This window comes from Enterobacter sp. JH25 (assembly GCF_021725435.1).
GTDB classification, from domain to species: domain Bacteria; phylum Pseudomonadota; class Gammaproteobacteria; order Enterobacterales; family Enterobacteriaceae; genus Enterobacter; species Enterobacter intestinihominis.
In genome coordinates this window covers 887,329-901,650 of the sequence record NZ_CP091319.1, presented here as the reverse complement: position 1 = coordinate 901,650, position 14,322 = coordinate 887,329, and the positions used below count along the sequence as shown (strand labels likewise).

Sequence of the window (14,322 nt, the reverse complement as noted above, 5' to 3'; positions counted from 1 at the left end):
CCGCGCGGGGTTTTTTATTGCCACATTTTCTGGTAATGACGTGCTACAGTGTCAAAAAGTGTTTATTAAGGAGCCTGTATCGTGCCTGGTTTAAAGATTTCTGTTTTGCAGCAACCTTTAGTGTGGATGGACGGCCCCGCCAACCTTCGCCATTTTGATCGCCAGCTGGAAGAGATTACCGGACGCGATGTGATTGTCCTGCCGGAGATGTTCACCACAGGTTTCGCGATGGAGGCAGCAAAACAGTCCATGCCGCAGGACGAGGTGGTGGCCTGGATGCACGCCAGGGCGCAGGAAACAAACGCGCTGATTGCCGGCAGCGTCGCGCTCCAGACCGCGCGCGGCCCGGTCAATCGCTTCCTGCTGGTCGAGCCGGAAGGAAACGTCCATTTCTACGATAAGCGCCATCTGTTCCGCATGGCGGATGAACATCAACATTATGAAGCCGGAAACGAACGCGTGGTATTTGAATGGCGCGGCTGGCGTATTCTGCCGCTGGTCTGCTATGACCTGCGCTTCCCGGTGTGGTCGCGCAACCGCAACGATTATGACCTGGCGTTGTACGTCGCCAACTGGCCCGCCCCACGCTCCCTGCACTGGCAGGCTTTACTGACCGCGCGCGCGATTGAAAATCAGGCTTATGTCGTTGGCTGTAACCGCGTAGGAACGGACGGCAACGGGCATCACTATCGCGGTGACAGCCGGGTGATCAGTCCGCAGGGTGAGATTATTGCCACCGCCGAGCCGCATCAGGCGACACGAATTGACGCTGAGATCTCGTTAACGGCGTTAAAGGAGTATCGGGAGAAGTTTCCGGCCTGGCAGGATGCAGATCCATTTAGCATTGGATAAGAAAAAGCCGGGTGGCGGCTGCGCCTTACCCGGCCTACAAATCAGCTCACCAACGCCTGCCCGTCTTTGCGGCTCTCCGTCGCAGCCACGTAGTGCCCTTCCGGCATACGGTAAATCACCTGCGCGCCGCCAAAATTGTAATCCTGAAGCGGATCTTCCACCACGATCTGGTGTCCGCGCTCGCGCAGCGCCGCGATGGTATTGCGATCGAAGGTCGATTCAACAACCACTTCCCTGCCCTGCACCACGCGCCAGCGCGGGGCGTCAATCGCCGCTTGCGGGTTTTGCCCGTGCAGCATAATGCGCAGCGCCATCTGCATGTGCCCCTGCGCCTGCATCGGGCCGCCCATCACGCCGAAGGACATCAGCGGTTTGCCGTTACCGTCCATCGCAAAGCCCGGAATGATGGTGTGGAAAGGACGCTTGCTGCCCGCCAGCGCGTTCGGGTGTTTGGGATCGAGTACAAAGCCGCAGCCGCGGTTTTGCAGGCTGATCCCCGTATCCGGCACCACGATCCCTGAACCGAAGCCCATAAAATTGGACTGAATAAAGGAGATCATCATCCCGCTGGAATCCGCTGCGCTGAGGTAAACCGTCCCACTCTGCGTCGGCGATCCGTACACAAAATCAGAGGCTTTATCGTGATTGATAAGCGCGGCGCGCGACTTCAGATAATGGTCGCTCAGCAGCGCTTTGGCGGCAAACTCCATATGCTCTTCATCCGCAACGTAGCGATCGAGATCCGCCAGCGCCAGCTTCATTGCCTCTATAGAGAGGTGCAGCCCCTGCACGGAATCCGGGTGATGTTTCTCGATGCCGCACTGCTCCAGAATGCCGAGCGCAATCAGGGTGGCGATCCCCTGACCGTTTGGCGGCAATTCCTGCACCGAACCGCCCGCGAAGTCGCGCGATAGCAGTTCCACCCAGTCCACACGGTGATTCGCCAGGTCTGCTTCGGTCAGGTGTGCACCATGTGCTTTGGCGAAGGCGGCAATTTTCTGCGCCAGTTCGCCACGGTAAAACGCGTCGCCGTTGGTTTTGGCGATCAGCTCCAGTGAGTTCGCCTGCGCCGGGTTACGGAAGATCTCCCCCACGCGCGGCGCGCGGCCTTCTGGCGCAAAGCAGGCACTAAACCCGGGCTGATCTTTCAGCTTGTTGTAGCCGCGCTGCCAGAGATGGCCGATCAGCGGCGAGACCGGGAAACCGTCACGTGCGTAATCAATGGCTGGCTGCGCGAGCGTGGTCAGCGGCAGCGTGCCAAAACGTTCAGCCAGCGCCACCCAGCCCGACACCGCACCCGGCACGGTCACCGCGTCCCAGCCGATTTCCGGTACGGCGGTTTTTCCGGCAAACAGATCCGCATGCCAGCTGGCTGGCGAACGACCGGAAGCATTCAGACCGTGAAGTTTTTCACCGTCCCAGACAATGGCAAAAGCATCGCTGCCGATGCCGTTGCCGGTCGGCTCGACAACGGTCAGCGCCATGGCGGTCGCAATCGCCGCATCAACGGCATTTCCGCCCAGCTGTAGCATCTTCATTCCCGCCTGTGCCGCCAGCGGCTGCGAGGTGGCAACGGCGTTATGGCCCATCATCGGCGGGCGTCGTGAATCGTAACCGGTTGTAAAATCGAGCGCTTTGGTCATCATGACTCCTTAGTCGTGGCGCGGATCGAGCGCATCGCGCAGCCCGTCGCCGAGTAAATTAAAGCCCTGAACGGCAAGGAAAATCGCCACGCCGGGGAAAACCGACATCCACGGCGCCTGTTCGAGAAACCCTTTTGCGGTGTTGAGCATGGAGCCCCAGGATGGGTTCGGCGGCTGTTGGCCTAACCCTAAAAACGAAAGGCTGGCTTCGGCGATAATCGCCGAGGCAATGGCCAGCGTGGCCTGCACCAGGATAGGTGACATCACGTTGGGCAGAACGTATTTAATGATGATCCAGCGGTCCGGCAGGCCAATCGCCCGCGCGCCGTCGATGTACTCTTCGTTGCGAATGGCGATCACCTGGCCGCGCGTCAGGCGGGCGAAGATCGGCATTGCCGAGAGTCCAATAGCGATCATGGCATTCGTCAGGCTTGGGCCTAAGAATGCCCCCAGCGCGATCGCCATGATCAGGAATGGACAGGCCAGCAGTGCCTCAATAAAGCGGGAGATCACCCCGTCCCACATCTTCTGGAAATAACCCGCCACCAGCCCCAGCGGCACGCCGATGACAACCGCGATCGCCACCGACATACAGCCCGCCATCAGCGAGGTTCTCGCCCCCCAGATAATGCGGGACAAGATATCGCGCCCCAGCTCGTCGGTGCCGAACCAGTACATCGCCGATGGCGCTTTGCGCACCGCGAGGAAGTTAGCTTTGACCGGGTCAAATGGCGCGATCCACGGCGCCAGCAGCGCCACCAGCACAAAAAAGCCCACCACAATCGCGCCAATCACCGCACTTTTATTGGCGAGGAATTTTTTCAGCACCCGGTTTTGCGCGCGCGGCAGCGCGGGCGCCACGGTTTGCGTCGTCAGTTCCGCCATGATTAACCTCGCATTTTCGGGTTGATAAGGACGTAGAGCACGTCAGCCAGCAGGTTGAGCATCAGGAAACCGATCGCCACGATCAGCACTACGCCCTGCACCACCGCGTAGTCGCGGTTGAACACCGAGTCGACGATCATTTTGCCGAAGCCCGGAATGGTGAACACCTGCTCGGTCAGCACCGCCCCGCCCAGCAGCTCGCCGAACAGCAACGTGGTGAGGGTGATCACCGGCACCAGCGCATTGCGAAAGGCGTGCTTCAGGATCACCGCTTTCGGCAGCAGCCCCTTAGCGCGCGCGGTGCGGATGTAATCCGCTTTCAGCACCGCAATCATCGACGCGCGGGTATGGCGCATCAGCGTCGCCGCCAGGCCGGTTCCGAGCACGGACGCGGGCAGCAGCAATGTCCGCAGGTTCTGGATCGGATCTTCACTGAACGGCACATAACCGGACGCAGGCAACCATTGCAGGTTTACTGAAAAGACCAGAATCAGCAGGATCCCCAGCCAGAAGTGCGGTATTGAGATCCCCGAGATCGCCACAAAGTTCGCCCCGTGATCGACCCAGCTGTTTTTGTTCACCGCCGCGAGGATCCCCATGCTGATACCAAACACCAGCGCGATAATCATCGCCAGCAGCGACAGTTCCAGCGTGACCGGCAGCTTGCTGGCAATCAGTTGCGTGACCGGCTCATGAGTGCGTAAGGAGACACCCAGATCGCCTTGCAGCGCCCGCGTCAGCCAGTTGAAATACTGCACGGGGATCGGCGCGTCCAGATTCAGCTCAGCACGCAGCTGGGCGATCACCGCCGGATCGCGCTCCTCCCCGGCCATGGCAATCAGCGGATCGCCAGGCAGCAGCTTTTGCAGGCCGAATACCATCATGCTCACCAGCAGCAGAGTGGGTATAGCCAGCAGCAGACGTTTGCAAATCAGTTCCAGCATGGGTTCTCCTCAGGAGGTTTATTTCGCCAGCGTTAAGCCAGCCAGACGCACAATGCCGTCCGGGTACGCTTTAAAGCCCTGCACGCGCTTGTTCAAGCCAAAAATGCGCGGTTCGAAGTAAAGGTATGCAATCGGCATATCGGTCTGAAGCTGCTTCACAACCTTGTCATACAGCGGCTGGCGGGCGGCCTGATCGGTGCTCTGGCGCGCCTGCGTTAGCCATTCATCCACCTGAGCATTGCTGTAGCGGCCGTCGTTGAGGGTGCCTTTGCTGTTGATAAAGCCGTAGATGCTGCCATCTGGATCCGGGCGACCCGACCAGCCGGAGAAGCTCAACTGGTAGTCACCGCTCTGCTGGCGATCCAGAAGCGTGGCGAACTCGGTCATTTGCAGGTTCAGGTTAAAGCCCGCCTCTGCCACCATCGCCTGCAATACCTGGCCCACCTGCTGCGAGGTTGGGTTGTTCGGCACCAGTAGATTGACGGTCAGCGGCGCGGTGACGCCTGCGGCTTTCAGCAGCGCTTTGGCTTTGTCGACGTCACGCGGGGGAACCGGGAAATTGACGTGATACGGGCTTACCGGCGAAAACGCCTGGTTTGCCGGAGTGTAAAGCCCTTCGAACACTACCTGGTTTAAAGCATCGCGATCGATGGCCTGGGAAAATGCTTCACGCACGCGGGCATCTTTGAAGGGATCGTTCGCCGGGACTTTGCCATTGTTAATATTGAAGGTGATGCCCTGGTATCCGAGGCCCGTCACCTTCGCCAGCGCCAGCTTGCTGTCGGCTTCGACGGTTTTGACGTCGCTGGCGGCAATGCCTTCGGTCAGGTCGAGATCGCCCGCGCGCAGGTTCGCCAGGCGCACGGAGGCATCCGGGATCGGCAGATAGATAATTTTATCGAAGTGATAGGCGTCTTTGTTCCAGTAGTTGTCGAAGCGGGTCAGCACAATGCGGTCCTGCGACACGCGGCTGTCGAATTTATACGGGCCGGAGCAGACCGGATGGGCGGCAAAATCGGCTTTTTTCGCGGCTTCCGGCGCCATCATTGCGCCTGCGCGATCGGTGAGCTGCATCAGAAGTGCGGCATCCGGCGTTTTCAGGTGCAGGGCTATCTGCATCGGGCCGGTGACCTCCACCGACTCAACAGAAGAGAGTTCACTTTTACGCAGAGAGCCTTTTAGCGTCAGGGCCCGGTCGAGGTTGTATTTCGCGGCGGCGGCATCGAATTTTTCACCGTCGTGGAAGGCCACGCCTTCACGGAGATCCAGGGTCAGCGTTTTGCCGTCATCGCTCCACGCCCAGGATTTCGCCAGTCCCGGCACCACCTTGAGGTGCTCGTCCACGTCCACCAGCCGGTCACACAGGGAGGCAAAGACGAAGCGGCCATAATAGGTACGCGCCAGATGCGGGTCCAGCATGTCCGGATCTGCACCCAGGCCGATTCGCAGCACGCTTTCAGAATGGGCGGGCAGCGCCGCACCAAGCAACATAACACTTCCCAGTACGGTCAAAAGAGAATTACGCATTGTCATTATCATGAGTTCCTTGAAGGAAGGGAGGAGTGAGTAGCCGCGTGTTCAAACAGCGCGCGGCGGCGCAAAAATGCGGCGGATGGCGGTGCGATCTGTATAACGCTGCGATCGCGATTAATCTCCTGCCAGCGGTGGCAGGCGACCTGACGTCCGCCGTCGATTACCTGATGAATCGGCTCAACCTGACGACATTCATCGCTAACATAGGGGCAACGGGTGTGGAAACGGCAGCCGGAGGGCGGATTAGCCGGGTTCGGTAAATCACCCTGCAACAGCGGCGCATCCCGCGCTACGCCTGGCTGCATTTGCGGCGCAGAGGCAATTAATGCCTGGGTATAAGGATGCAGCGGCGCGTCTAAGATATCGTCGACGGTGGCCAGCTCGACGATTTGCCCAAGATACATCACCGCCACGCGGTCGCTCATATGACGGATAACCGCCAGACCGTGGGCGACGATCACCATCGTTAGCCCCAACTGGTGCTTCAGGCTTTCCAGTAAATTGACCACCTGTGCCTGGACGGAAACATCCAGTGCGGAAACCGGTTCATCGCCCAGCAGCAGCTTTGGGCCTGACGCCAGCGCGCGCGCAATGCCGATACGCTGACGCTGCCCGCCGGAAAATTCGTGCGGATAACGTCCGGCCCAGGCCGCGGGCAAGCCGACCGTCCTGAGCAGCTCGGCGACGTGGTACTGGCGATCCGCTTTTTTCATGTTCTGGTGCAGCCACAGCGGCTCACCGACAATCTGTTCTACCGTCATGCGCGGGTTCAGCGAGGCGAAGGGATCCTGAAAGATGATCTGTAGCTCACGCCGGAGCTGGTTCAGACGTGCGCCTGAGGCGTGGGTGATCTCCTCACCCTGATAAAATACGCGCCCTTCGCTGGCGCCCAGCAGGCGCAGCAGCAGCCGGCCGAGGGTGGATTTCCCGGAACCTGATTCGCCGACAATAGCCAGCGTTTCGCCTGGCAGTACCGACAGTGAAACGCGGTCAACAGCCGTGACAAAGCGGGCCGGCGTAAACAGTTTTTTCGGGCCGGGGAAAAGCTTGCTCAGATCCCGGGCTTCAAGAATGGGCGTGGTCATGCAATTTCTCCCAGGGCAATGTGTTGTTCCAGCGGCACGCGGAAGCAGGCAACCTGATGACCCGTGCCGAGCATAGTGAGCGGTGGTTTTTCAGCATGACAGCGCGTCTGCGCGAAGGGACATCGGGTGGCAAAGCGGCAGCCTTGAGGCATGGATTCCGGCAGCGGGACCGATCCGGGAATGGTGGAAAGCTGGCCCTTGCGTACGCCAAGGGAGGGGATCGAGCCCATCAGGCCAATTGTGTACGGGTGCTGCGGGTCGGCAAATATCGCCTCGACGCTTCCCTGCTCTACTACCTGGCCGGCATACATCACCGCCACCTGCTGTGCCACTTCGGCCACCACGCCTAAATCGTGGGTGATCATCAGCACCGCCGTGCCCGTTTCTTCTTTTAAGGTATTGAGCAGAGCGAGAATTTGCGCCTGAATGGTCACGTCCAGAGCGGTAGTGGGTTCGTCAGCGATCAGTAATTTGGGATGGTTTATCAGCGCCATCGCAATCATCACGCGCTGGCGCATACCGCCGGAAAGCTGATGCGGGTAAACCTTAAGGCGCATCTCTGCGGCCGGGATCTGCACCTTCTCCAGGATCTGTAGCGCAACCGTCATCGCCTCAGCCCGGGAGAGCGTTTGATGGCGCATCACCGCTTCACTGAGCTGATCGCCAAGCGTGAAGGCCGGGTTGAGCGAGGTCATGGGCTCCTGGAATATCATCGCCAGCTCGCTGCCGCGCAGATTGGCATACTCGCGCGGCGAGAGCTTGCGCAGATCGTGGCGGCGGAAGTGCATCTCCCCACTGACGATCCTGGCGCTGGCAGGCAATAACCCCATCAGCGCCAGGGAAGTGATGCTTTTACCGCAGCCGGACTCGCCCACCAGCGCCAGCGTTTCGCCCGCCCTTACCGCCAGCGAGATATCTTCGAGCACACTCACCGGCGAGCCCGCGAATTTAACGTTGAGGTTTTGCAGCCGCAGTACGGGAGTGGAATCCTTAAAGGGTATCGTCGTCATAGCGTGGAATCGTCCTCAAGGTGGATAGCCTGAATCAGGGCGGTTTGCAGGCTGAGCAGGTGTTCGCGCATGGCGGCCGCAGCTTCATTAGGCTGGCGATGAATAATCGCTGACATGATTTTGTGATGGTGGTCGTTATAGTTGTCGACACGTTCGGGAGTGCGGGCAAGCTCGCGTAAATACTGCCAGCCGGGCTCCCGGCGGACGGCATCTATCGCATCGAAAAGCCCTAGCATCAGGCGGTTGCCGGCTGCTTCCGCAATGGCGCGGTGAAAGGCGCTATCCCACAGTTCGTTAAGATCGCGGTCATCCGGGCTGACCTTGTCAATGCGTTCCAGCATGCGCTGCATGAGCGCGAGGTTTTCCCTGGTGGCACGCAGTGCCGCAAGTCGGGCTAAGCCGGGTTCGAGCTGTAGTCGAGCTTCCATGACTTCCAGCAGGTTGGTTTGCTGAACCAATCCCTGAAGCGCCAACGGCTCAACAGGGGCAGCCGGACCAATGAAGGTACCTTTGCCCTGCTTGCGCCAGATCCGCCCTTCTTCTTCCAGCACGTCCAGCGCGCGACGCACTTCGCGTCGTCCTACGCCGAGTGTTTCCGATAGCTCACGTTCAGTGGGCAGCGGAGTGCCTGGTGTTGACTCGTGCTGGTTGATAAGCCCGCGCAACTGGTCAAGCGCGGTGCTGGAATTTGCTAAAACCCGTGAAGGTTTTTCCATATTGGTTCGCTCGCTTTCATCATGACTTTATTTTTATTAACGATAAGTTATTGATATGACGGACTACTTATCGTGATAATGATTAAGCAATAAGCGAACCAATAACGTATTGGTTCATGAGTTTTCTGAAGAATGACAGGTAACTGAATGATTTCTTATGAATTATTTTTACATAATTATTACATATCAAAATGAGGGCAGGAGGTGAGATGGAGACATAATGCACAATAACAGTGCAAATTACGCACCAATAATGTGCATTTGTTAATAAATTGCACTTTGTTTATTAAATTTTTGTTAATGAAAATAGAATGAGAATAGGTGAGTTTTTAGGGGGTATAAAACGACGAAAGCCTGAATCATTTCTGATTCAGGCTTTCTGAATAGTGGCGGAACGGACGGGACTCGAACCCGCGACCCCCTGCGTGACAGGCAGGTATTCTAACCGACTGAACTACCGCTCCACTGTTCCCGTTTGGGGAACGAGGCGAATATTACGGTTTGCCTCTGAACTCGTCAACGCTTTTTCTCAGGTTTTGAATCGTTTGCTGCAAAAATCACCCAAACGGCGATTTAACAAACGTTTCCGCCTTTTTTCATCCACGCCACAGACAGCTTCCGCCCTTCTTCTGCACTAAATCGAGGCGAGATTCGTGGTTCATTAGCTCTTCATCACTGGCTAAAACAACCCGCAGGCGATTAGCCTGGCGCACGACACGCTGAATGCCGCCTTCATCCCGCGTCTGCTGGGATTCATTTTCCATACTGAATTTTATCGACGTTTGCCCGCCGGTCATGGTCAGGTATACATCGGCCAGGATCTGGGCATCGAGCAATGCGCCGTGCAGGGTACGCTTGGTGTTGTCTATCTCATAGCGAGAGCACAGGGCATCAAGGCTGTTACGCTTGCCGGGGAACATCTTCCTTGCCAGCGCCAGGCTATCCGTGACTTTACAGAACGTATTGGTCTTTGGAATATCGCGGTTGAGCTTGCTGAACTCATAGTCCATAAAGCCGATATCGAACGACGCGTTATGAATGACAAGTTCCGCACCTCTGATGTAGTCGAGAAATTCATCCGCGACATCGGCGAAGGTGGGCTTATCCAGCAAAAACTCATCGGCAATCCCGTGAACGCCGAACGCTTCCGGATCCACCAGCCGATCGGGTTTGAGGTAAACGTGGAAGTTGTTGCCCGTAAGACGGCGGTTCACCACTTCAACGGCACCAATCTCAATGATTTTGTGCCCTTCGTAGTGGGCGCCAATCTGGTTCATACCGGTGGTTTCGGTATCAAGAACAATCTGGCGAGTAATTGCAGTGCTCATAGCGGTCATTTATGTCAGACTTATCGTTTTACTGAACGTTTCAAATACAGGAAGTCTACCAGAGATGCGTAAACAGGTAGAAATTTTCACCGATGGATCTTGTCTCGGTAACCCAGGGCCCGGCGGCTATGGCGCCATTATGCGCTATCGCCAGCATGAAAAAACATTTAGTGAAGGCTATTTCCTGACCACCAACAACCGCATGGAGTTGATGGCGGCCATCGTGGCGCTGGAAGCCTTAAAAGAACATTGTGACGTGGTGCTGAGTACCGACAGCCAGTATGTTCGCCAGGGCATTACCCAATGGATCCACAACTGGAAAAAGCGCGGCTGGAAAACGGCAGAGAAAAAACCCGTCAAGAATGTCGATCTCTGGAAGCGTCTTGATGCCGCCCTCGGTCAGCACGAAATCAAATGGGAGTGGGTAAAGGGGCACGCCGGTCACCCTGAAAACGAACGCTGTGACGAGCTGGCTCGCGCGGCGGCATCAAACCCAACCCATGAGGATGCAGGTTATCAACCTGAATCCTGATCACGGTTTTTTGTACTGCCGCGTGGCACCCACGGTCTGGCGGATCCGCGTTTTTGATTTGCTTTGCTTCATTGGGTTGAGCGTAAGTGGGATCGTCCTCTTACGCGCGACAATAAATTGCATGCAGCCCAGCGCGGGTAAATGGGTACTTAATAAGACCCCGCCTTTACGCGTCCAGGGGATGACCTGAAAACCCCCGTAGCTCAGCACTTCGAAATTTAACAGTGAAAGCCAGTCCAGCTGGCGCATCATGGTAAACATCCTGCTGTTATATGGCGGCGTGCGGCGCAGAACGGGCGTCAGTTTACGTAGCCCGATCAGACTCAGCGGATTAAAACCGCTCAGGATCAGCCAGCCGTCATCAATCAAAACGCGGTCGGCTTCCCGCAGCAGACGATGGGGATCGCTGCACCAGGGCAGCGTGTGAGCGAGCAGACAGGCATCAATGGATTTTTCCGCAAACGGCAAATGCAGCGGATCAGCCTTCACCTGAACCGGGGAGCCATTAAGCGATACGCAAACCTGATGCGAGATAGCGCAGCTTTCGGTATTGATTTCTGCGCTCAGATTGCCAATCTTAAGCAGGTGAAAACCATACATTTTCGCGAGCCAGGGTTTAAGCTGAAGTTCTAAGGCCTCGCGATAATATTCACCCCAGGGCAACTCTGCCCAACGTTCCGGTGGTGCGACAGTCTGAGGTATCCTTGCCGGTTTCATCAAAACACCCGCCACGCTATAAGAGGTAATGCATGAATCTTATCAGTATTTCCGCCTTTCAGGACAATTACATCTGGGTTTTAGTCGACGACGATCGCAGATGCATCATTGTTGATCCCGGCGAATCCGTACCGATCCTGCACGCGATAGAAGAAAACGACTGGCAGCCTGAAGCGATCCTCCTTACCCATCACCATCACGATCATGTCGGCGGTGTTCCCGATCTCCTTGCGCGCTATCCCCATATTCCCGTCTACGGACCAGCAGAGACACAGGATAAGGGTACGACGCAAGTTGTCGAAGAAGGCGAAAGTATCCTCATCCTCGGGTGCGAGTTTTCCGTATTTGCTACGCCAGGTCACACTTCCGGTCATCTCTGTTTCTACAGCAAACCTTATCTTTTTTGTGGCGACACGCTGTTTTCCGGCGGCTGTGGAAGGCTGTTTGAAGGCACGCCAGAACAGATGTATCAATCTTTACAAAAAATTAATGCGCTGCCAGCCGACACCGTAATTTGTTGCGCACATGAGTATACATTAGGGAATATGAAGTTTGCTGCAAGCGTACTACCAGAGGATCGGGCGATTCAGGATTATTACCAGAAAGTGAAGGAGTTACGTGCAAAAAACCAAAAAACACTCCCCGTAATTCTGAAAAATGAGCGACAAATAAATTTATTTTTAAGAACGAATGACGTTGATTTAATTAATAAAATTAATCAAGAAACAAATTTGTTACAACCTGAAGCGCGATTTGCATGGTTAAGGTCAAAGAAAGATAACTTCAGATAATTGCGGGTTGCCTTTTCAAAATTTCGCCGTTATCATCGCTCGTCTTTTAAGCAACTATTGACACACACATGAAGGCAAAAGCGATATTACTCGCCTCTGTCCTGCTTGTAGGTTGCCAGTCACAAAACGGCAGCAACGTACAACAGCACGCACAGAGCCTTTCTGCGGCTGGTCAAGGGGAAGCAGGGAAGTTTACGAGTCAGGCGCGATGGTTGGACGATGGGACATCCTTCGCGCAGGAACAAGACTTGTGGGCCTCTATTGGCGACGAGCTAAAGATGGGAATTCCGGAAAACAGCCGGATTCGCGAACAGAAACAGAAGTATTTGAGAAATAAGAGCTATCTCCACGATGTAACATTACGGGCAGAGCCGTATATGTACTGGATAGCAGGGCAAGTTAAGAAACGTAACATGCCTATGGAACTGGTACTACTACCCATAGTGGAGAGCGCTTTTGACCCGCACGCGACGTCTGGCGCCAATGCAGCAGGCATCTGGCAGATCATTCCGAGCACAGGGCGAAATTATGGTTTAAAGCAGACCCGCAACTACGATGCGCGTCGTGATGTTGTCGCTTCAACGACAGCCGCTCTCGACATGATGCAACGTCTGAACAAGATGTTTGACGGCGACTGGTTATTGACTGTCGCGGCGTATAACAGTGGTGAAGGTCGTGTACTGAAGGCAATGAAAGCGAATAAAGCGCGTGGAAAATCCACAGACTTCTGGTCGCTCTCACTGCCACAGGAAACAAAGATTTACGTACCGAAAATGCTGGCATTGAGTGACATTCTCAAGAACAGCAAACGTTACGGTGTACAACTGCCAACACCAGACGAAAGTCGTGCACTGGCGCGTGTCCGCCTCAGCAGCCCTGTTGATATTCAACAGGTTGCTGATATGACGGGTATGTCGGTAAGTAAGCTTAAAACCTTTAATGCAGGTGTTAAAGGCTCCACGCTGGGTGCAAGCGGCCCGCGCTATGTGATGGTTCCGCAGAAACACGCGGAGCAGTTACGTGAGTCTTTAGCTTCGGGTGAAATTGCAGCCGTTCAGTCTACGCTGATTGCTGATACGTCGCCTGTAAGCAGCCGCAGCTATAAGGTGCGTTCAGGTGATACGCTTTCAGGTATTGCATCACGTCTTGGCGTGAATACGAAAGATCTCCAGCAGTGGAATAATCTGCGCGGATCCGGTCTGAAAGTGGGTCAAACGCTGACCGTAGGTGCAGGTAGCAGCGCACAGCGTCTCGCTAAAAACAGCGATAGCATTACCTATCGCGTACGTAAAGGCGACTCGCTGTCCAGTATTGCTAAGCGTCACGGCGTAAACATCAAAGATGTGATGCGCTGGAACAACGATACTGACAACCTGCAACCTGGCGACCAGCTGACGTTGTTTGTGAAAAACAGCGCTACGCCAGATTCCTGATAGTACGATCGCTTATTAAAAAGGCACCGATTCCCCTCGGTGCCTTTTTTGTTTATCCCGCTTTTTGCGCTTCAGCCATAATGGTGTCGCTGGTAAACGAACCATCGTCATGCAGTTCAAAGTACGCCTTGACGTCAGCAGAGGCACTCTCCTGATACAATCGGATCGCCTGAGTTAATGCCTCCGGTGTGCGCATCCGTGCAATCCATGACGTGAACTCCAGCGGCAAACGGTCGGTTATCAATGAGCGTGAAATCAAGCCAGCTTCGGTGATAAACGTAAGCCACTCTCCACTGGAGTAGTTTTGCACGTGCGAGGTATCACGCAGCGCTTCAACCGTCTGGAGCCAGATATTCCGTACCGGATGCCCGGGAGACATCACGTCCATGATGATGAATATTCCGCCCGGTTTGAGCACGCGTTTCACTTCCCGTAATGCCTGCCCCACATCATGCCAGTGGTGTGCAGAGTAACGGCTAATCACAGCCTCAAAGGATGCATCCTCAAAGGGTAAAGATTCAGCGTAGCCCTGGCGCGTCGTGACGTTATTCAGCCCTTTCGCTTTCGCCGCTTCAGCAACCACATCCAGCATCTGGCTCGATAAGTCATACGCCGTCACCTGAGCAACCTGCTGTGCGGCGGTAAAACTGGCGTGCCCCGCCCCGCAGCCTAAGTCCAGCACGTGCGCGTCAGGAAATGCGGCGAGCCGTTCGCCGAGACGTACCAGATCGCGGCCAGAGGCATGTACGGCACTGCTCAGGTAGGCACTTGCCTGAGAACCAAACTGTTTTTCGACGTTGTCATGATGGGAGTGTGTTGTTGTCATGTTGCTGTCCTTTTATGGTTTAAAAAA

14 protein-coding genes and 1 tRNA gene are annotated in these 14,322 nt (G+C 55.7%); 4 read left to right on the top strand and 11 right to left on the bottom strand.

Annotated elements, in window-relative coordinates; genetic code table 11:
- Positions 1 to 81: 81 nt before the first annotated feature.
- On the top strand, positions 82 to 852 hold the full coding sequence (locus L2Y28_RS04275) for an amidohydrolase (RefSeq protein ID WP_022647139.1): 771 nt from the start codon (positions 82 to 84) through the stop codon (positions 850 to 852).
- Positions 853 to 893: 41 nt separating this feature from the next.
- Here L2Y28_RS04275 and L2Y28_RS04270 read toward each other — a convergent pair whose 3' ends face one another.
- From L2Y28_RS04270 to dnaQ, 9 genes are all read right to left on the bottom strand, one after another.
- Complete coding sequence (locus L2Y28_RS04270; RefSeq protein ID WP_022647138.1) at positions 894 to 2,495, bottom strand: gamma-glutamyltransferase family protein; 1,602 nt, start codon at positions 2,493 to 2,495, stop codon at positions 894 to 896.
- A 9-nt stretch (positions 2,496 to 2,504) separates the two neighbouring features.
- Positions 2,505 to 3,380: an ABC transporter permease gene (locus tag L2Y28_RS04265; protein ID WP_022647137.1), complete on the bottom strand. Its 876-nt coding sequence runs from the start codon at positions 3,378 to 3,380 to the stop codon at positions 2,505 to 2,507.
- Between the two features lie 2 nt (positions 3,381 to 3,382).
- Positions 3,383 to 4,324 carry an ABC transporter permease gene (locus L2Y28_RS04260; protein WP_022647136.1) on the bottom strand — a complete coding sequence of 314 codons (942 nt, stop codon included), beginning with the start codon at positions 4,322 to 4,324 and terminating at the stop codon, positions 3,383 to 3,385.
- 18 nt (positions 4,325 to 4,342) lie between these two features.
- Positions 4,343 to 5,857 carry an ABC transporter substrate-binding protein gene (locus tag L2Y28_RS04255; protein WP_022647135.1) on the bottom strand — a complete coding sequence of 505 codons (1,515 nt, stop codon included), beginning with the start codon at positions 5,855 to 5,857 and terminating at the stop codon, positions 4,343 to 4,345.
- Between the two features lie 2 nt (positions 5,858 to 5,859).
- Positions 5,860 to 6,942 carry an ABC transporter ATP-binding protein gene (locus L2Y28_RS04250; RefSeq protein WP_236919574.1) on the bottom strand — a complete coding sequence of 361 codons (1,083 nt, stop codon included), beginning with the start codon at positions 6,940 to 6,942 and terminating at the stop codon, positions 5,860 to 5,862.
- A complete protein-coding gene (locus tag L2Y28_RS04245; RefSeq protein ID WP_022647133.1) occupies positions 6,939 to 7,952 on the bottom strand; it encodes an ABC transporter ATP-binding protein in 1,014 nt (337 codons plus the stop codon). The genes L2Y28_RS04250 and L2Y28_RS04245 overlap by 4 nt, the downstream gene beginning before the upstream one ends.
- Positions 7,949 to 8,668 (bottom strand): FadR/GntR family transcriptional regulator, encoded by a 720-nt coding sequence (locus L2Y28_RS04240; protein WP_022647132.1) that lies wholly within the window; start codon positions 8,666 to 8,668, stop codon positions 7,949 to 7,951. The genes L2Y28_RS04245 and L2Y28_RS04240 overlap by 4 nt, the downstream gene beginning before the upstream one ends.
- Before the next feature lie 387 nt (positions 8,669 to 9,055).
- A tRNA-Asp gene (locus L2Y28_RS04235) sits at positions 9,056 to 9,132 on the bottom strand.
- 132 nt (positions 9,133 to 9,264) lie between these two features.
- Positions 9,265 to 9,996 (bottom strand): DNA polymerase III subunit epsilon, encoded by a 732-nt coding sequence (gene dnaQ, locus L2Y28_RS04230; RefSeq protein WP_072201000.1) that lies wholly within the window; start codon positions 9,994 to 9,996, stop codon positions 9,265 to 9,267.
- On the opposite strand from dnaQ, the gene rnhA reads away from it, so the two are divergent.
- Positions 9,950 to 10,528 carry a ribonuclease HI gene (rnhA, locus tag L2Y28_RS04225; RefSeq protein ID WP_160840538.1) on the top strand — a complete coding sequence of 193 codons (579 nt, stop codon included), beginning with the start codon at positions 9,950 to 9,952 and terminating at the stop codon, positions 10,526 to 10,528. The genes dnaQ and rnhA overlap by 47 nt on opposite strands.
- On the opposite strand, the gene L2Y28_RS04220 is transcribed toward rnhA, so the two are convergent.
- Entirely contained in the window at positions 10,529 to 11,245 is a 717-nt protein-coding gene (locus L2Y28_RS04220; RefSeq protein ID WP_022647130.1) for a class I SAM-dependent methyltransferase, read from the bottom strand.
- A 32-nt stretch (positions 11,246 to 11,277) separates the two neighbouring features.
- Here L2Y28_RS04220 and gloB point away from each other — a divergent pair, with 32 nt between their 5' ends.
- The gene (gene gloB, locus L2Y28_RS04215; RefSeq protein ID WP_022647129.1) at positions 11,278 to 12,036 is read left to right on the top strand and encodes a hydroxyacylglutathione hydrolase; all 759 of its coding nucleotides are present in this window, start codon (positions 11,278 to 11,280) and stop codon (positions 12,034 to 12,036) included.
- A gap of 68 nt (positions 12,037 to 12,104) precedes the next feature.
- The gene (mltD, locus tag L2Y28_RS04210) at positions 12,105 to 13,469 is read left to right on the top strand and encodes a murein transglycosylase D (RefSeq protein WP_022647128.1); all 1,365 of its coding nucleotides are present in this window, start codon (positions 12,105 to 12,107) and stop codon (positions 13,467 to 13,469) included.
- A gap of 52 nt (positions 13,470 to 13,521) precedes the next feature.
- Here the strand turns inward: mltD and L2Y28_RS04205 are convergent, their stop codons facing one another.
- Positions 13,522 to 14,295 (bottom strand): class I SAM-dependent methyltransferase, encoded by a 774-nt coding sequence (locus tag L2Y28_RS04205; protein WP_022647127.1) that lies wholly within the window; start codon positions 14,293 to 14,295, stop codon positions 13,522 to 13,524.
- Between the last annotated feature and the right edge of the window lie 27 nt (positions 14,296 to 14,322).

Excerpts from the sequence above, each read along its gene's own strand:
- L2Y28_RS04270 (WP_022647138.1), bottom strand. The coding sequence starts at position 2,495 with ATGACCAAAGCGCTCGATTTTACAACCGGTTACGATTCACGACGCCCG.
- L2Y28_RS04265 (WP_022647137.1), bottom strand. The coding sequence starts at position 3,380 with ATGGCGGAACTGACGACGCAAACCGTGGCGCCCGCGCTGCCGCGCGCG.
- L2Y28_RS04260 (WP_022647136.1), bottom strand. The coding sequence starts at position 4,324 with ATGCTGGAACTGATTTGCAAACGTCTGCTGCTGGCTATACCCACTCTG.
- L2Y28_RS04255 (WP_022647135.1), bottom strand. The coding sequence starts at position 5,857 with ATGACAATGCGTAATTCTCTTTTGACCGTACTGGGAAGTGTTATGTTG.
- L2Y28_RS04250 (WP_236919574.1), bottom strand. The coding sequence starts at position 6,942 with ATGACCACGCCCATTCTTGAAGCCCGGGATCTGAGCAAGCTTTTCCCC.
- L2Y28_RS04245 (WP_022647133.1), bottom strand. The coding sequence starts at position 7,952 with ATGACGACGATACCCTTTAAGGATTCCACTCCCGTACTGCGGCTGCAA.
- L2Y28_RS04240 (WP_022647132.1), bottom strand. The coding sequence starts at position 8,668 with ATGGAAAAACCTTCACGGGTTTTAGCAAATTCCAGCACCGCGCTTGAC.
- dnaQ (WP_072201000.1), bottom strand. The coding sequence starts at position 9,996 with ATGAGCACTGCAATTACTCGCCAGATTGTTCTTGATACCGAAACCACC.
- L2Y28_RS04220 (WP_022647130.1), bottom strand. The coding sequence starts at position 11,245 with ATGAAACCGGCAAGGATACCTCAGACTGTCGCACCACCGGAACGTTGG.
- gloB (WP_022647129.1), top strand. The coding sequence starts at position 11,278 with ATGAATCTTATCAGTATTTCCGCCTTTCAGGACAATTACATCTGGGTT.
- mltD (WP_022647128.1), top strand. The coding sequence starts at position 12,105 with ATGAAGGCAAAAGCGATATTACTCGCCTCTGTCCTGCTTGTAGGTTGC.
- L2Y28_RS04205 (WP_022647127.1), bottom strand. The coding sequence starts at position 14,295 with ATGACAACAACACACTCCCATCATGACAACGTCGAAAAACAGTTTGGT.